At 39.5% G+C, this 17,904-nt stretch carries 15 protein-coding genes; all 15 read right to left on the reverse strand.

Translation table 11 applies throughout. The features are described from left to right. Window positions 1–13 precede the first annotated feature (13 nt). The 15 genes from DBR43_RS13685 to DBR43_RS13755 all read right to left on the reverse strand — a co-directional run bounded on the left by DBR43_RS13685 (window position 14) and on the right by DBR43_RS13755 (window position 17,890). Entirely contained in the window at window positions 14–1,366 is a 1,353-nt protein-coding gene (locus tag DBR43_RS13685) for a substrate import-associated zinc metallohydrolase lipoprotein (protein WP_124581687.1), read from the reverse strand. A 2-nt stretch (window positions 1,367–1,368) separates the two neighbouring features. After that, complete coding sequence (locus tag DBR43_RS13690; RefSeq protein WP_124581689.1) at window positions 1,369–2,859, reverse strand: RagB/SusD family nutrient uptake outer membrane protein; 1,491 nt, start codon at window positions 2,857–2,859, stop codon at window positions 1,369–1,371. Between the two features lie 10 nt (window positions 2,860–2,869). Beyond that, entirely contained in the window at window positions 2,870–6,499 is a 3,630-nt protein-coding gene (locus DBR43_RS13695) for a SusC/RagA family TonB-linked outer membrane protein (RefSeq protein ID WP_124581691.1), read from the reverse strand. A gap of 30 nt (window positions 6,500–6,529) precedes the next feature. Next, complete coding sequence (locus tag DBR43_RS13700) at window positions 6,530–7,495, reverse strand: FecR family protein (RefSeq protein WP_124581693.1); 966 nt, start codon at window positions 7,493–7,495, stop codon at window positions 6,530–6,532. 103 nt (window positions 7,496–7,598) lie between these two features. After that, on the reverse strand, window positions 7,599–8,216 hold the full coding sequence (locus DBR43_RS13705; RefSeq protein WP_124581695.1) for an RNA polymerase sigma-70 factor: 618 nt from the start codon (window positions 8,214–8,216) through the stop codon (window positions 7,599–7,601). Window positions 8,217–8,412: 196 nt separating this feature from the next. Then, window positions 8,413–8,979 carry a DUF420 domain-containing protein gene (locus DBR43_RS13710; protein WP_124581697.1) on the reverse strand — a complete coding sequence of 189 codons (567 nt, stop codon included), beginning with the start codon at window positions 8,977–8,979 and terminating at the stop codon, window positions 8,413–8,415. A 23-nt stretch (window positions 8,980–9,002) separates the two neighbouring features. Next, on the reverse strand, window positions 9,003–9,710 hold the full coding sequence (locus tag DBR43_RS13715) for an SCO family protein (protein ID WP_124581699.1): 708 nt from the start codon (window positions 9,708–9,710) through the stop codon (window positions 9,003–9,005). Next, complete coding sequence (locus tag DBR43_RS13720; protein ID WP_083252017.1) at window positions 9,710–10,060, reverse strand: cytochrome C oxidase subunit IV family protein; 351 nt, start codon at window positions 10,058–10,060, stop codon at window positions 9,710–9,712. The genes DBR43_RS13715 and DBR43_RS13720 overlap by 1 nt, the downstream gene beginning before the upstream one ends. Before the next feature lie 19 nt (window positions 10,061–10,079). After that, entirely contained in the window at window positions 10,080–10,787 is a 708-nt protein-coding gene (locus DBR43_RS13725) for a cytochrome c oxidase subunit 3 (RefSeq protein ID WP_124581701.1), read from the reverse strand. Window positions 10,788–10,817: 30 nt separating this feature from the next. After that, window positions 10,818–11,408, reverse strand: a complete 591-nt coding sequence (locus DBR43_RS13730) for a heme-copper oxidase subunit III (RefSeq protein ID WP_124581703.1) — start codon at window positions 11,406–11,408, stop codon at window positions 10,818–10,820. 10 nt (window positions 11,409–11,418) lie between these two features. Beyond that, entirely contained in the window at window positions 11,419–12,294 is an 876-nt protein-coding gene (gene cyoE / locus DBR43_RS13735; RefSeq protein WP_124581705.1) for a heme o synthase, read from the reverse strand. A 17-nt stretch (window positions 12,295–12,311) separates the two neighbouring features. Beyond that, window positions 12,312–13,370 (reverse strand): COX15/CtaA family protein, encoded by a 1,059-nt coding sequence (locus DBR43_RS13740; RefSeq protein ID WP_124581707.1) that lies wholly within the window; start codon window positions 13,368–13,370, stop codon window positions 12,312–12,314. Window positions 13,371–13,455: 85 nt separating this feature from the next. Next, on the reverse strand, window positions 13,456–15,342 hold the full coding sequence (locus DBR43_RS13745; protein ID WP_199757045.1) for a cbb3-type cytochrome c oxidase subunit I: 1,887 nt from the start codon (window positions 15,340–15,342) through the stop codon (window positions 13,456–13,458). 20 nt (window positions 15,343–15,362) lie between these two features. Next, a complete protein-coding gene (locus DBR43_RS13750; RefSeq protein ID WP_124581709.1) occupies window positions 15,363–16,607 on the reverse strand; it encodes a cytochrome c oxidase subunit II in 1,245 nt (414 codons plus the stop codon). 68 nt (window positions 16,608–16,675) lie between these two features. Further along, a complete protein-coding gene (locus tag DBR43_RS13755; protein WP_124581710.1) occupies window positions 16,676–17,890 on the reverse strand; it encodes a quinol:cytochrome C oxidoreductase in 1,215 nt (404 codons plus the stop codon). Window positions 17,891–17,904: the final 14 nt, after the last annotated feature.

The raw sequence follows: 17,904 nt of genomic DNA on the forward strand, positions 1-17,904 counted from the left end.
AATTATTTAATGATTATTTCTTTAGCGTTCCATAAAACCAAAACTGATTGTTTACGGCAACTGAAAATCCGCCCAATACACCTTTGGAGTTAGGGATAACTCCCTCTATCCAGTCCAGTTTCAAAGTACTCGCAGTCAAATGGTCCAATATTGGCTTAAATTGTGCTTGTAAGGCAGTACCATTTGCATACTCCTGGCCCGTTCCTGCCGGAGCAATCGCAAATTGAACGAGTCCATTACCTGGGGATATATTTGCAGTAATATTATACCAGAATCCTCCGTTAAAAGTTGCGGATGTTCCTGTAAATTTCAACACCATATCGACTCTGTTAGTCTTAACATTCACAAAATCCAAATTAAATGCCGAGCCAAGTGTAATTCCGGTTCTCGTGAAAAGTGCTGTTCTTGAAGCATCAAAAGCAGTCACAAATGCTGCCGGTTCGCTTACCGCATTTCTGTTGAATGAGAATCCTTTGTACACACCTGCACTCAGATTAAGCGCAAATGATCTTGATGTTCCCGTAAGCGCTTCTTTAGCAATTTTCACTTTCGCCTGTAATGCCCGAAAATCGAGACCGTAGTTTATTTTGTAATAATCCACAACGTATTGCTCTTTCTTTCTCAACTTGGCCTCAGCATCAGCAGGAGCCGTGTTTGCAAAAGCATCAAAAAACTCCTGTCCCTCAACCAATAGAGTAGCAACAGTTTCTGCAAAGTCCTCGTTTTTATTGTTGCGGGCATATCTGGTAATGTATCCCAATGCCTTTGCATTAGCCAAAGTATTGGCAAATGAAACCCAGGAAGCACCAACATATTCAGGTGATATTTTCTCATAATCAGGAGAAATCGGAATCGTCTGATGTAAAATGTGTACAAATTCATGGTGAATGGTATGCAACATCAATTCCACTGCAGGGACATTGTTCTTGTCATAATCATTGATGGTAAACAAATTCACCCTTCTTCCTGCCTCAGCTGTACCCAAGGTGATTGTGCCATCCATATTGTGTTGTGCACTACCTACCAATGCTATTTGCTTAGGAACCAATGGCTTGAAAAACCCAGCCCCTGCAATTTCCATGTAAGGTTTTATCCAGACGTCCCGCACAGCCTCTAATGCAGGTTGAATCTGATCTTCTCTAACCGGTGTCAGTTCCTTATCGATAGGCGCCTGAAAACGATCAAAACGATATAATACCTCTATATTATAAGGATTTAAATAATTATTATTCAACCACGTATCTACTGATCCCGGTATGTAAGTAACCGGGTTTGTCTTTGTTAAATCAACATTTAATGCCTTTTCCTTTTTACATGATGCCAGAGCAGTACTCAACACCAATGTATACATAAAAATCTTTCTCATAATTATCTTGGGTTAAGTTCTAATCCAGCTTTTACAACAGGCTTTGGCAATTGGAAAACCCGTCTTGGATCGTCTGCCTTTAGCTCTATATAAGTCTTATTATTGTTCACATCTTTGATCAAATGTCTGATCGTTAATTTATGTCTGTTTAAATCAAACCAGCGAAGGCCTTCAGTCACAAATTCGACTTTCTTCAAGTCCAGAATGGTTTTTATTAAGCCAGCTTTAGTATCATCAATCTGATAATAGTCTACAATATCCGCAAGGGTCACGCCATGTAAAGCAGGATTATAATTTGTGATTTTTGTACTCAGGAATGCATTAATATCCGCCAATGCCAAATCCGGCTGATTACTTGAAGCATAAGCTTCAGCACGATTCATCAGCAATTCATCTGTAGTAAATAAAGGCACCATAACATAAGGCTGTCCGAATCCTGAACCAATCTGGCTTTCAAAGAACAATTCCTTCCATTTACCAAGAGAATAAAATGGATCTACATAAAACTGACGGTAAGCAAAATTTCCACCGGTAATATTGGGTCCGTTCACCTCGCCGTTAATGATGGTCAGTCCCAGACCATATCTGATGTTGCTGGCCCTACCCCATACAGAGTTCGCCTCTCCCATTAAAAGATTCGAATTCTGAGTCGACTCTGTAAACATTTTTACAAATTCTGCAGGAACAAGTTTGCTGTAAATCGTATTCCATGGCCTAAGGTTGGCTTTAAATACATCCAGATTCGGAAATACACTTCCTGCATACTGAATCACCTTAGGATAATCTCCTTTGAATAAATAAAAACGTGCAGCGAAAGCATTCGTTGCAGCTTGGGTAAAATGATATTTAGGTACTTTATAGGCAGAATTTTTAATCAAAGGCATGCCTTCTGTTAGATCTTTTTCAATCAGTGCATAAGTGCTGGCCACTGTACCGCGCTCATATTTACCGGAAACAATTGTTTCTGGTTTGGTTACATAAGGAACACCAGGTGAACCATTCGCCCCACCAATCTCATATGTTTTAGCATACAAACTAACCAGCATGAAATGAGCATAAGCCCTTGCTACAAGCGCTTCCCCTTTGTAAGGAATCAAAGTAGGGTCATTAGGTTTTGTTTCGATGTACTCCAATGCATTATTTGCAGAAGCAATGGCAAGGTAACATTCATTCCAGTAATTATCGGTAGTACCAGGTTGATTTCCACCATTTTCAAAATCCTTCCAAAAATAAGCAGCCTCCCAGGAATCACTTGCAGAATTGGAACGATAGTCCGTTCTAGGCCCTTTGTCCTCTGAATTGTCTGAAGCATTTTCCGTGAATGAAAGATACTCTGCTTTTGGATAAGCCGTTACAAGTAACTGTGCGACTTTCTCCGTAGAATTTAATTGTGTACGTAAATCCGGTGTTTTCTCCAGATATTTTTTACAGCCCGCCGCAGTTAAACTGAGTCCGGCTAAGGCGAGTATGTATATATTCTTATTAAGTTTCATGGTCTAAATTTTAAAATCCGAGTTTTAATGATAGCGAGTACTGACGTGGGATTGGCATAGCCACACCTCCGGCTCCGAAGAATTCAGGATCCTGTCCGTTCAAACGACTATCTGAATAAATAAGCCATACGTTATTACCTACAACACCAAGTGAAGCATTGGTTGCCCCAATACGTTTCACCCATTCTTTAGGTAACTGATAAGTCAACATTACTTGTTTTAACCTTGCAAAACCTCCGTCGGCAACTCGTGCAGAAGAATAATTATATGCATTATAAGGATAAACTCCCTGACCAAAATTACTTGCAACATATTTGTCTGCAATAGCCGGCACATCAGTTTTAAGCTCATCACCAGGTTGAGTCCAACGACGCAAGAAGTCATTTGACATCGCAGAAAGGTCAGAATACTCCTTGTTGAAACTAGGATTTAAACGAACCTTGTTTCCCGCACTAAACGTAACCAATGCACTTAAAGAGAAGTTGCCATAGCTAAATCTGTTGGAATATCCTCCTGTAATTTTAGGGTCAATCTGTCCTTCATATTTAAGATTATCCAGATTGTTGCTTTGGAAATATACACTCTTAGATTTCCTGTTTCCATTCTCATCAATAAAAGTTGGAACTCCGTCTTTAGGATCTAATCCATCAAAAACAATGGAAAAAAGCGCTCGTTGTGGATAACCTACTCTTGGTCCACCGTTCTCATTGATCAAACTGAAAATTGTCGGAGTATTTTCCAATGTGGTAATCTCACCTTTATGAAAGCCAAAATTCAGGTTTGTACTCCATTTAAACTTATCGTTGTTAATCACCTTTGCATTCAGGGTAAATTCAATACCCTTTGATTTCATATCAGCGTAATTCGCCAGTTTGAAGCCCTCACCACCGATACCGGCAGTAGGAATACGACCAATCAAATCATAACCATTACGTTTATAAAGATCGATTGACACAGATAGTCTCTCTTTCAGGAAGCCCAGGTCAAAACCAATGTTAGTTTCATACTGTTTCTCCCAGGTCAACTCACTGTTCTCTAAACCGTCTATATAAATAGAAGATTCTTTATCTGAATTATCTTGCCTTCTTGTAGTCTGATTACGCAGGATAATTGAAGAGTTTCTTGCATTTGCAGTACTTGCCGTTAAACCATAAGTTGCACGGATGGTGGCTCTGCTAAGGATATTCTGTTGTTTAAAAAAGTCTTCTTCATGCATATTCCATGCGCCGCTGACATTCCAGGTAGGCAACCATCTTGCAACTGCACTCGCGCCCAGAAGATTTGATCCATCATAACGACCAGTTGCGTTAATGCTGTATTTACCTTTGTAAGAGTAAGCCAATCTTGTCATATAAGACAAATAGCGCTCATATTCATATCCCATTCCATAATAGAAAGAGTTGGCCTCTACAGACTGCTTGAAATAATCCGAAGTTAAAAATGGAACCCCACCTCTGTCAAACTGATAACCAACACCGTTATTAAATCGGTTTTGTTTATCAATGTATCTCAACTCTGCAGATCCAAATGCATTAAACAAATGATCTTCGTTAAAAACCTTATCGTATTCAACGGAATGACGCATGTAATAATTTACCAGGTTGTTGTTCGTTACATTATAGAAACCACCTTCTGGTAATACAATCATCGGTAAAGAACCCGGTTTCGATGGGTCAGAATATAAAAATCTATTGTTTTCAATTACGTTCTGATTGTCATATGCACGATAGGCACGTGCAGTATTTGAATATTCAGTAATGCTATGCTCTCTGTCTGATTTTACATAACGGTAAGCACCATCAAATGAATACTTCAGGCCATCCAGAATTTTATACTTTAAACCACCCTGGATTTTCAAATCAACTAAAGTGGTCTTAATACTATTATTTTCCAGCTCATGTAAGATGTTAAATGGAGCAAAGTTCTGAGTAAAGAATTCTCTGTTCCCATTCTCATCAAATGGGGTTAGCACCCGACTTGTATTTAAAGCATATTTAAATGGATTGATATCAAAATCTCTCTGCAATTGTCCTGTAACAGCATTATCTTCTCTGTTTACAGTACCGGGACTACGCTGATCTCTGATCGAGCCTTGTGACATCAATTCGATTTGAAGGCGGTCAGACAGATCAAAAGTTCCTCTCAATGTTCCTGTAAAGCGCTTTACTCCGTCACCGACTGTCCAGCCACTGTCATGTAAGAAACTGGTAGAGGCGTATACTTTCGACTTTGCAGTACCAGACATTACACTGAAGGAATGATCCTGCATTAAAGAATTACGGAATAGTACATCGAACCAGTCCGTATTGGCATTTGCATAACGATTCAGGAATTGCAAACGGCTTGGCTGATCATTTCTAAGATTAAAAGAATCTGTGGCCGGATCGTAAACATACATCTGATCGTACATTTTACGAAAAACACCGCCATTCGACTGTCTTGAAACATCCGCATGATTTAGCCACCCTTTGTTCGCCATGTCCAGATAAACCTGCATCTGGTCAGCTGAATTCATAATATCAAACTGATCATAATTTGGCTTTAAGAAGGTGGTAAAGTTACCAGAGTAAGATATTATTGGCTTACCTTCAGTATTCTTTCCTTTTTTAGTGGAAACAACAACAACACCATTCATCGCTCTCGCACCGTACATCGCTGTTGCAGATGCATCTCTCAAAATTTCAAAGCTTTCGATATCATCAGGATTTAATCCTGCAACTGATGACCCAATCAATGTAGAAGGGTCTCCTGTTGACAATTGCTCGTTAGAGATATTTACGATATCCTCCAGGATAATTCCATCTACAACCCAAAGTGGCTTGTTGTCCCCACTGATAGAGGTCGCACCACGGACACGAATCTTTGGAGCCGCACCGAATGTACCTGAGACGTTTTGTACTGATACCCCGGCAACCTGGCCCTCAAGCATGCGGCTGACATCCTGAATACCGCTTCTTTCTACGTCTGAGGCTTTTAATTTAGTAGCCGCACCTGTAAATAATTTCTTGTTCAGGTCCTGATAACCGGTAGAAATCGTTACTTCTTTCAATTGGCTGATATCCTCGTCAAGCGTCACATTAATGACTGTCTTTCCGGCAACGGCTACTTCCTGAGACCTGTAACCGATCGCGGAAAAAACAAGTGTAGCACCGTCTTTTACCTTGATCTGAAATTCGCCTTCACCATTTGTAGACACACCGTTGGAAAGGCCTTTCTCACGGACACTCGCACCAGGAAGTGATTCAATTTTACCATTGGTAGATTTCGATTTAACAACACCTTTGATCACTACATCTCTGTTAACCACAGTTACAGGGATTCTCTTTAAAATTACTTGCTTCCCTACTATATTGTAGTTTATTCCTCTTAGTTTTAAAGGCTCAAGATCAGTTCTGATAGAAATGAGTTTAACAGGTACGTCAATAGACATTTCCTTATTGATTTGAGCAGCATCGTACACGAAACTTACCTGATAAGCATTCTCTATTGTCTTTAGATAAATATCTAATCTTTCTGTCTTAATTGCGCTTTTTTGCAATTCATCAGCCTTTGCTAATGAAAAACAACAGAAGGTGAAAAATAATATGGCACTGAGACCATACTTCAATCTCCGCAATTTTCTTTGGTAGTTTTTCTCCATAAATTAATTGTTGATTGGTTTTAAAGTTGATTATAAGCTCTTAATAATGATCTTTTGATCTTGTCGTTTTATCTTTATAGAATAAGTCTCCTTCAGCGCGGTTAAGGCTTCTTCAAGACTTGTATTTTTAAAATTCGCATTAAATTTTTTCACAGTCAGCTTCCGGTCATGAAGGACGATGTTCACTCCGTAATATTCGCTCAGCTGTTTACAAACCTCATCGAGCGGCATATCGACGAAACGCAATTCCCTGGTAAACCAGGCTGAAGCATTCTCATCCTTTTTTAACTCAATTTTATTCTCCGTGTAACGATAGTTGACCGCTTCTCCAGCACCTAAAATAGAAGGCTTACTTGCTCGGTTAGGGCTAAACATGACCTTTCCTGTTTTCACAGAAAGATTAATATTGGTCGCAGAATAATTAATGTTAAATGACGTACCAAGAACCTTAACGCTGGAATGGCCAATAGCAACCTCAAAGGGCCGTTTTGGATCACTGGCGATAAGGAAAAAAGCTTTCCCCTTCAACAAATCCAATGGCCGAAGCTCATCAGTAAATTTCTCGGGATAACGAATGGTACTATTTGCTGCCAGGATAATTTTTGAACCATCAGTAAGCAAGAGAGAATCTATTTCAGAATTTGTTGTCTTAACAATATAATTTACGGTAGTCTTCTGGCTATAAATCCAGAAACCAACAGTGAGTACTAAAACTGCAGCAGCAGCAACCCTGCTCCATCTGAAGATTCGTTTAGGTTCCACATAAGCCGCCTCGTCCAGGCGCGATCTGAAATTACGCACCGATTTTTTAACATCAATACCCTGCAACCGTTTTGTTTCGGCAGCACTGTTCCATATTCTTTTAGTCTGCTGAAAATAAACTTCGTTCTCCTCAGACAAGGTTCTCAAGTGGTTTACCTCTACCGCTAAAATCTCATTTTCTGGTTCATTAAGGTGTTTCAGGATCATATCCTGAAAGGTTAGTTTGTCTTGCAATTCGGTTAGGTTTGTATATAAGACAAATGGGTGACTAAAAACCCCTAGTCATATATGAATAAAAAAATAATATTTATTAAATATCCCGTGAGGGGCGATTGCCTTAGTATAAATACATGGCAAGAAGGTAGAAATACTTAAATTTCTTCCTGACCGGGCTATTTTCTGCAGCCTTAGAAACACGGCTTCTAAGAATCTTGAGCGCATTTCCCATGTGATTTTCCACCGTTTTTTCAGAAATGCTCAGTTGTGAAGCAATGTCCCGGTATTTCAAGCCCTCCATTCTACTGAGCTTAAAAACCTGCTGGCATTTCTCCGGAAGCAGCTCAATTTCGTTATACAGCAGTACAATCAACTCGTTCTCTTCATCGTGACGCTCTGCATCATCGGGAGTGATATTATCTGCGATCTTTAAATGATGCTTCTCTATATTTTTTTGACGGTTTATAAAATTAATAGAAGCGTTTACTACACTGCGATACAGATAGGCTTTAATGGATTTGATTTCTGATAACAATTCCTTTTCTTCCCAAATCTTCAGAAAAACATCCTGTACGATTTCTTCGGCGGCAGGAATGCTCTGAACATACTTATCAGAAACCAGAATTAATTTCCTGAAATTATGAGAATAAAAATCAGTGAATGCATCCTTATTGTTATCCTCAATAAGTAAGAGTAAATCACTCCCTGAAATTACATCTATCGATTTGCTGACACTCATCACACTCCTAACCAATTAGAATAATTTGAACAAAATCGAAATTATTACGTTAATAGCTCTAAAATATGGTTTAAGAAGGAATTATTGATGAAAAAATAAAATATTATTAACTTAAATGGACTAAACCCATTATTCCAACAATGTTTTTACCCGGAAATAAAAAAAATAGCCTAAATAAAATAAGGAGAACTTATAATTAGAAATTATAGTAAGGAGAAATCATCAGGTAAACCACCACTCCGGTAACCGCTACATATAGCCAAACCGGATAAGACCAGCGGACAATCTTTTTATGAAGCGCTACCTGCATGTTTAAGCCCCTGTAGAAGCTTACCAGGATCAAAGGCAAAACAACCACCGCCAGGATGATATGTGTAGCTAAAATGAAGAAATAGATATACCTCGTACTCCCTACTGCGGCAAGCTCTGCTACAGATAAGACGCCGTTATGGTCAATATCGCCAAACTTCGTGTCCTTTTCATATAGATGAAACAAGATGTAAAAAATTAAAAAGATCGCAGATAGGATAAAGGTGATGATATTCGTGATTTTATGGGCTTTAATATTCCCTTTCCGGATAAAGATCAGTGAGATGATCAGTAACACAGAACAGGTAGCATTGATACCACCAATAATATGGGGCAAAAGATAAATGAAAGATGGTTTAGTGGTCGGTGGCGGAACTAATTTTAACGCGATAACAACAGTCAGCACCACAGCTGTAACAATCCATACTAAACGTAAAAAAAACTTATCATTCATCTTATCAGGTATTATGGGAGGATTTACCTCCCGTCTTTATTATTTCTTAATTCTTCAGTGATCAAAACCTTGATCTCGTCGTCCAGTTTGGATAGAGCCTCCTGACTGGTTGCTTCATAATATCCACGGATCCGACGCTGAGGGTCCAGCAATACAAACATATTGCTATATACAAACTTCTGTTCTCCGTTCTGTAACTCCCGGTGTGCATCGATAAACAATCCTTTATTAATCAGACCATAAATTGCAGTGCTATCGCCGGTCAGCAAGTCCCATTTGCCCGCTGCAGCACCTAAAACAGCCGCATAATCAGACAAAACTTTAGGGGTATCTCTGGAAGGATCAATACTTAGACCAACGAAATTAACCGTTTTATTGTGCGCATAAGTCGCTTCAAAAGCTTTCATCGCCTTATTCGCAAAGTTTACAGCATAAGTATTTCCAGTAGTATAAAACAGGTTCAGGACCAATATCTTTCCTTCGTAGCTTTTCCAGTTCACAGTATCAGCCTGTTGGTTGATTAATTTAAAATCAGGCACCAGGTGATAAATCGTATCAGGAATTTGTTTTCCGCGAACGGAGTGAAAGGTTTTCGCTACTTCTTTAGGGCCGAAAAAAGGCAATGGCTTATACCTGTTTTTGCCTTTATCCTGTAGCAAATAATACAAAAATCCTGGTACCGCTAAAATGGTGACCAGGATTAATATTTTTTTTATTTGTGAACTCTTCATTAAACAAGGGGCATGTGAAGATGCAGGTAACCGCCTTCAATCAGCATTAATGTTATGAAATAGAGAATAAAAATAAATGAGACAGTTAATGACAATTGTAAACCCAGTTTCTCATACTTTAAGTGCATGAAATAAGCTACAATATAAAATGCTTTTAATAAAGTAAGTGCGATGTATAAGAAATTACCAACACCATGGCTCATTAAACCTTTTGGCAATATCACAAGGGCGATGATAAACTCAATTACTGTGATCAGTAAAAGGATACCAAATACCTGCCATATTTTTTTCTTGGTTAAGCCTGCATGTTCGCCGTGTCCATGCTCTTCTGTATGTGCGTGCTCTGACATAATATTTTTTATTGAATGATTAAACTAAATAGAAGAATGTAAATACAAATACCCATACAAGGTCTACGAAGTGCCAGTATAAACCAACTTTCTCCACCATCAGGTAATGTCCGCGTTTTTCGAACGTACCATTAATGGTCATACATAGAATGATGATATTGATAATTACCCCACTAAATACGTGAAATCCGTGGAATCCGGTAATCGTAAAGAACAGATTTGAAAACTGTTGTGCAGAAACGGTAGAAACCTCACCTGTAAACAAGTGTTTTAATGTCTCCATTGGAGGGATTTTTCCCCAACCGAATCCTTCATGGAACAAGTGTGTCCACTCTAAAGCCTGACAACCAAGGAACATGAATCCACCAATGATTGTTGCAACCATCCACCAGATAACTTCTTTCTTAGAACGTCTGTGTCCCGCTTCCACTGCAAGTACCATGGTCACAGAGCTCATGATCAAAATAAAAGTCATGATACCCACAAACACTAATGGCGCACCATGGTCCATAACTCCAGGAATAGATTGAAATACCAAATCCGGATCTGGCCAGGTTAATTTAGTGAAACGTTGAGCTCCATAATAAACCAATAATGAAGAGAATGTGAATGCATCAGAAAGCAAGAAAAACCACATCATTATTTTACCGTACTCTACCGACCACGGTGAGCGACCGCCGCTCCAAGGAGTAGTTTTTACCTGATCTAATTGTGATAATGAATTCATTTTATAAATTGTAATAGTTTGTTAACAAATCTAACTGTTCAAAAGTAAAAAAACATACAGATATATCCATAATATATCTATAAAATGCCAAAATATAGAGGCGATTTCCATCCTGTATTTAGCTTTTGCCGCTGGTATTTTACCATAAGCGCCAAATAAACAATTCAAGATAAAACAAAGTCCTCCAAAAATGTGCAATAAGTGAAATCCAGAAACAATATAAATTAAAGATATTGCCGCGTTGTTATTCACCAATGTTGCTCCGGTATGGTATAAAGCGCTCCAGGCATCTACCTGAAGGTAACCAAAAACCAGGGCCAGAACCATTGTTCCCCACAACAGGACTTTCTGAGATCCGATATTTCCCGCCTTCAATGCTTTTGCCGCAAGGAAGAGGCAGACGCTGCTGCCAATCAGGATTAATGAACTGTACATAAAGGCATCTGGAAGAACCAATCCATGACCTTTACCTTTTGATGCTGCGAATACGATGTAAAAGCTCGTAAAGCCCCCAAACATGATCGTCGAAGAAACCACAAACAACCAAAGAATAAACTTCTTAGGCTTTGTGTTTAGCTCCTCACCATATTTTACATCCTGCTCTTTTAACGTATGTACCATATTTAAATTATTAAGCTATAAAATCAAACAATAAAACCAGCTGAACGATTGGCAGGTAAAAGAAAGAGCAAAACATCACCTTTCTGGCACTTGCCACGTCCATATTCATCCACATTTTAAACGCCAGCCACGCAAACACGAGCCCGGCAAGGAGGGATACCCCTGCAATATAATATCCGCCGAAACCGTAAAAGGTCGGCATTAAACTTACCGGAATCAGCACCAACGTACTGAAAAAAGTAATAAACGCACTCGTCTTATCTCTTTTTGTAGTTGGCAAAAGTCGGAACCCAGCCTTTTTATAATCATCATCCAGCACCCATGCGATGGCCCAGAAATGTGGCAACTGCCAAACAAACTGAATCAGAAAAAGGATCACTGCGATCTGATCGATCTTCCCGTGCGCTGCTACATAACCAATAAGTGGTGGCAAAGCTCCTGGAATTGCACCCACAATGGCTGCAATAGGCGATTTCCGCTTCAATGGCGTATAAGCAAATGCATATAAGAAAATAGAGAATACAGAAAGTAAACCCGTTTCAATATTTAGTTTTCCAAGCAACCAGGTACCAAGCATTCCCATCACAAGACCGGAAACCAAACCTTGTCCGGTAGTCATGTGTCCTGCCGGCATCGGACGGTCCTTAGTTCTGGTCATCAATTTGTCCAGATCTACTTCGATCACCTCATTGAAGCAATTAGCCGCAGAGGTCACCAGGAAACCACCTATGATTAAGATCAACCAGTTCATCCAGTTAATGTCCGGACTTACCCCGTTAATTGGAACTTTAGAGCCTATTAAAAAAGTAACTGATGCGGAAAATACAACCAGAAAAGTTAATCTGAATTTAATGAGCTTAGAGAAATCTGCTAAAAACTGTTTCAATTTATATATAATTAATACTACTGATTGTAAGTGTCTGTTCTGTACACCAACAGGTACAGATAATATTGTAAGGTAAATAATACCGTAGAAAACAAGATGTGTAATGCCTGTGCGTATGGAGGCAGTGCAAAGTTAGACAATAATAAGCCTGTTAGGAGTTGAATGATCAAAACTATGGCAATTGCATTACCAACTCTTAAAGCCGTTGCTTTTCCGTTAAACTTGTCTTTTACGATCTTATAAATGACCAGATTAATGATCAGCACCAATACGGCAACATCACGGTGATAAGAAAAGGTTGCCCCTACTTTACTCACCCAGCTGCCCCTGTCATTGTACATCATTGCTTTTGAAATCGCATCAATCGCTTCCCTTACTTCTGTACCCAAAACAATTTGAAGGGTACTCAAGGCCACAGATCCAAGCACCAATACCTTTAGCCAAATAATATTCGACATGATCACTGTCGCCTGTTTCTGCATTTGCAGGGCGTAGTTATAGGTATATACCAAAATCGCCAGAATCACCAGTGCGAGTAACATATGTACCGTTACAATCCAGGGCATCAGGTTTGTCGATACCACGATAGAACCCAGCCAGGCCTGGAAACCTACAATAATCACATTCAGAATACTCAATACCAGAATTCTTTTGGCAGCTTTACGATAAGCAAAAGCATAAACCACTAAACCGACCAATAGAAATCCAGTAATCGCACCCATCAAACGGTTTAAATATTCCGTCCATGTTTTGGCTACGTTAAAAGTTTCAGGTGTTAAGATCGACTCATCATGTCTGATGCTGTCTGCAAGGTGTGCTTTTCCCATTTTCTCCAGCGTCTTCGCGAAACGTTCATTTTTCGCAACCCGCTCTGCAACATATTTCTGTTTATAGTCTGCAGGCAACTGCGATGCTGAAGTTGGCGGAACATACTGATCGAAACATTTCGGCCAATCCGGACAGCCCATCCCTGAACCCGTACTACGTACGATACCCCCTGCCAGAATCAGCAATAGGGTCACAATGATGGTGATGAGGTTTAGCCTGATAAATCTCTTTTCAGATTTAGGAACCATGGTATATGTTTAAGAAAAATGGGGCATCTGTTGTAAGTATTTACCTACTGCAGATACCCCATTGTGTATTTTAGAATACGATGTATTAGTCTAACTTTTCTGTTGCAGGAACGTTTTTAGCTTCCCACTCTCTTTGTATACGCTCAGATTCCGTGTTACCTTCAAAATCATGAGGCATGTTTGAAGACATCGTCTGAGAGAAAGGTACAGTCTGAGGAATAAAATCAGCTTCTGAACCTGGTTTACTGTAATCATATGGCCAACGGTATACTGTTGGGATTTCTCCAGGCCAGTTACCATGTAAATGTTCTACTGGTGTAGTCCACTCTAAAGTATTAGACTCCCATGGATTCTGAGGTGCTTTTTTACCTCTGAAAATGTTATAGAAGAAATTCCATAAGAAAGCTACCTGTGCCAATGCACCGATAATAGCTGCCCAGGTAACGAATACGTTTACTGTTAACCATTTTTGCATAAACTCAAACTCAGTAAATGCATAGTAACGACGAGGTACACCATCTAAACCTAAGAAGTGAAGCGGGAAGAATACCAGGTAAGCAGAGATAAAGGTCAACCAGAAGTGAAGGTATCCCAGTTTGCTGCTCATCATTCTACCGAACATTTTAGGATACCAGTGATATACACCTGCAAGCATACCAAAGATCGCAGCAGAACCCATTACCAGGTGGAAGTGGGCAACAACGAAATAAGTATCATGTAAGTTGATATCCAGGGAAGCATTACCTAAGAAGATACCGGTCAAACCACCAGAGATGAAGAAAGATACCAATCCGATAGCAAATAACATTGCCGGCGTAAATTTGATATTACCTCTCCATAAAGTAGCCAGATAGTTGAAGGTTTTAACCGCCGAAGGAACAGCGATAATCAATGTGGTGATCATAAATACCCCACCCAATAACGGGTTCATACCCGTCACAAACATGTGGTGACCCCAAACGATAAATGATAATACGGTAATACCGATCAATGAATAAATCATCGCATGGTAACCGAAGATAGGTTTTCTTGAGTTTACTGAAATAACCTCAGAAGAGATACCCAAAGCTGGCATAATTACGATATATACCTCCGGGTGACCAAGGAACCAGAATAAATGTTGCCAAAGGATTGGGGAACCACCTTCATTAGGCAATACCTGAGTACCCATAACAATATCAGAAAGGTAGAAACTTGTTCCAAAACTACGGTCAAAGATTAAGAGTACCACACCCGCAACAAGTACAGGGAAAGATAAAATACCTAAGATCGCTGTTAAGAAGAATGCCCAGATCGTTAATGGCATTTTCCAAAGGTCCATTCCTTTAGTACGCATGTTCAATACAGTACTCACATAGTTGATACCACCCATTAAAGAGGAAGCAACAAACATGATCATACTGATCAACCATAAAGTCATACCCAGTGCAGATCCTTTAATCGCAGTAGGTAAAGCAGACAATGGAGGATATACTGTCCATCCCGCACTCGCCGGACCTGTTTGAATAAAGAAAGAGCTCATCATGATCACACAGGCTCCGAAGAAGAACCAGTAAGATAACATGTTCAGGAATGGCGAAGCCATATCCCTTGCCCCTATCTGAAGAGGAATTAATAAGTTACTGAATGTACCACTCAGACCGGCTGTCAATACAAAGAATACCATGATGGTACCATGTATCGTTACCAATGCCAGATAGAAATCCGGTTTGATACGTCCGCCTTCCGCCCATGTTCCAAGGAATGTTTCCAGGATAGGGAAGTTTGTATCCGGCCATGCCAGTTGCAAACGGAAAAGGATAGACAAGCCCATCGCAATAACAGCCATAATAATACCTGTTATCAGGAACTGCTTAGCGATCATTTTGTGATCCTGACTAAAGACATACTTCGTTAAGAAGGTCTCTTTGTGATGCCCATGATCATCATGGCTATCGTGGTTATGTGTATCGTGTAATGATATAGTTGACATAATGTGCTATTCCAGTATTATTATTTTTTTAAAGCTAATTGATTTGTTTTAACGGCAGAAGTATCTTTTGCTACACTATCTGCTGGCTTAGCTGCAGCTGGTGCAGGTGCTGCAGTTACTGGCAGGCCAAACTCTTTTCTCAAATCGTCAGTTAAATAAGTTCCCTGTTTTTTAACCCAAGCCTCATACTCTGCTTGTGAAACAACCCTTACTTCTTTCTGCATTTTGTAGTGACCTTCACCACAAATCTTAGCACATAAGAACAGGTAAGCAAACTTAGGATCATTGGTTTTCGCTTTCATCTCTTCAGTAGTGATGGTTGGCGTAAACTCAAAGTAAGAAGTCATACCCGGTACTGTATTCAATTGAATTCTGAAGTGAGGCATGTAGAAACTGTGCAATACATCTTTACTCGTTAAAATCAAACGAACAGGTTTGTTCACAGGAATTACCATCTCATCAGCCATCTGATCATCTAAAGTGTTTTTGTCTTTAAAATCAATACCCAACTGGTTAACACCATTGATCAACTTGTAGTTTTTAACACCTACAATCCCGTCGGCTCCCGGATAACGGATCGCCCATGAAAACTGAGATGAAGTAATCTCAATGCTTAAAGGCTTGTTGTTAGGATCTTCGATTTTGTAGAAAATTGATCTCCAGGTAAGGAAACCCATCAATACCAATACCGTTAGAACCAATGCCGGAACAATTGTCCAGATGCGCTCTAAAGCATTATTATGTGGATAGTAATACGCTTTTCTTTTTCCGGTGTTTTTATAGAAATAAGCAAAAGCAAACAGGATGATGTGCGTCGCGATGAACACGATAGTCGTAATGATCAACGTGATGTTAAACATCTGGTCAATCTTCGCACCGTGCTCTGATGCTGCCTCAGGAAGGATCATCTTTCCATGAACCGTATATTCCCAGTAAACACCATATAAACCTACAATAAGGAATAACGCGAACAATGTTCCGTTTACCGTATTCCAGTTGATGCCTTTCGGTTTGTCTTGAGCCTCACGGGTCAATTCATATACCTTTAGCGCTTTTCCAATGATTGCTACGAATAAGCAAAGCAATAGAAATGCCATGGTATAAAATATAACCGTTTTATAAACCGGACCCATATCAACAGGTTTGGCGACGGTCTCAGCGGCAGCGCCGGCAGCTTGTGCAAATGCGCTTGTGCTTGCAAATGCAGTTAGAATCACTGCTAGTGCCGCTATTGTTTTGTTACTTATAAATTTTCTTAAACTCATTTCCTTAAAAGTAGTAACGCTGTACTTCTATTATACTATTATTTTATTTACTGTATTAAGATCACTTATTACAAGTGATGATTCAAACTTTCCTGTAAGAACGGGTGGTTCTTGGCGATCAAAGGTTGTTTACTTAATGCTCTTAAAACGGTAAAGGTAAACAATCCTACAAAACCTACGGCTGTTCCGATCTCAATAAAACCAAAAGCATGGTGTTCTTCGACCGTTCCAGGCATAATCATTTGGTAATAATCAACCCAGTGACCACACAATACGATGATACACACCGTTAGCATGATGTTTTCCTGTCTCTTATTATCTCTGTCCATTAATAACAATACCGGAGCTAAGAAATTCAGGATCAGGTTCAGATAGAACCAAAATTCATAGTGATCAAACCTTTTGTAGAAGTATACAGTCTCTTCCGGCATGTTTGCATAATAGATCAGCATAAACTGAGCAAACCATACATAAGTCCAGAAAATAGAGAAACCGAAGATAAACTGTCCAAGGTTGTGTAAGTGACTATTGTTCACCCAGCTCATGTAGCCTGCTTTTCTCAACAGGATAATGATGATGGCAATCGTTGCCAAACTGCTTACCCACATCGCGGCGAAGTTATACCAGCCGAACATCGTAGAGAACCAGTGTGCCTCTAATGACATGATCGTATCAAAAGCAAAGATTGGTGTAGTGAAACCGTAGATTACTAAAAATATACAAGAGTATTTAAAGCTTTTTCTGTAAGAGTTTAATCCTCCCTGTAAATCTTCATTTGTCGATAACTTCGCAAGAAGTACCGCAAAGATGCAATAAACACCTAAGAAGATCACCTGACGTGCCATAAAGAAAGGTACGTTAAGGAAAGCCGACTTACCGTCGATTAATTTATCATAGTTAGGACTGTTTACATCCGTTAAACCCGGAGCATTCCAGTGATGATATAAGTTGTGTGTATACAAACCTAAAGCCATTACCGCGATTAGAATAACCACCGCAATAGGTAATGTTTTGGCCATAGCCTGAGGTACACGTAGTATAGAAGCAGACCATCCTGCCTGTGCTACAAATTGAACAGCAAGAAAGAATGCACCTGACATGCAAACACATGCGAAGTAATAAGCCATCAGTAACAGGTTGGCAAAAGTACGCTCATGAAGCTCCTTAGCCGTAAAGCCATAACCTATAGCTAATACCCCAATGGCAATAGCAACAATGCTTAAGGTCTTTGCTTTACCTGTAAACTCAAACTGCTCAGTTAAATTATAATTGTGAGTTCCCATTTATTTGTGCTTTT

It is taken from the genome of Pedobacter sp. KBW06, assembly GCF_003852525.1.
Lineage (GTDB): Bacteria > Bacteroidota > Bacteroidia > Sphingobacteriales > Sphingobacteriaceae > Pedobacter.

Bases quoted from the DNA above. Each gene is read 5' to 3' on its own strand.
- DBR43_RS13685 (WP_124581687.1), bottom strand. From the start codon at position 1,366: ATGAGAAAGATTTTTATGTATACATTGGTGTTGAGTACTGCTCTGGCA.
- DBR43_RS13690 (WP_124581689.1), bottom strand. From the start codon at position 2,859: ATGAAACTTAATAAGAATATATACATACTCGCCTTAGCCGGACTCAGT.
- DBR43_RS13695 (WP_124581691.1), bottom strand. From the start codon at position 6,499: ATGGAGAAAAACTACCAAAGAAAATTGCGGAGATTGAAGTATGGTCTC.
- DBR43_RS13705 (WP_124581695.1), bottom strand. From the start codon at position 8,216: ATGAGTGTCAGCAAATCGATAGATGTAATTTCAGGGAGTGATTTACTC.
- DBR43_RS13710 (WP_124581697.1), bottom strand. From the start codon at position 8,979: ATGAATGATAAGTTTTTTTTACGTTTAGTATGGATTGTTACAGCTGTG.
- DBR43_RS13715 (WP_124581699.1), bottom strand. From the start codon at position 9,710: ATGAAGAGTTCACAAATAAAAAAAATATTAATCCTGGTCACCATTTTA.
- DBR43_RS13720 (WP_083252017.1), bottom strand. From the start codon at position 10,060: ATGTCAGAGCACGCACATACAGAAGAGCATGGACACGGCGAACATGCA.
- DBR43_RS13725 (WP_124581701.1), bottom strand. From the start codon at position 10,787: ATGAATTCATTATCACAATTAGATCAGGTAAAAACTACTCCTTGGAGC.
- DBR43_RS13730 (WP_124581703.1), bottom strand. From the start codon at position 11,408: ATGGTACATACGTTAAAAGAGCAGGATGTAAAATATGGTGAGGAGCTA.
- DBR43_RS13740 (WP_124581707.1), bottom strand. From the start codon at position 13,370: ATGGTTCCTAAATCTGAAAAGAGATTTATCAGGCTAAACCTCATCACC.
- DBR43_RS13745 (WP_199757045.1), bottom strand. From the start codon at position 15,342: ATGTCAACTATATCATTACACGATACACATAACCACGATAGCCATGAT.
- DBR43_RS13750 (WP_124581709.1), bottom strand. From the start codon at position 16,607: ATGAGTTTAAGAAAATTTATAAGTAACAAAACAATAGCGGCACTAGCA.
- DBR43_RS13755 (WP_124581710.1), bottom strand. From the start codon at position 17,890: ATGGGAACTCACAATTATAATTTAACTGAGCAGTTTGAGTTTACAGGT.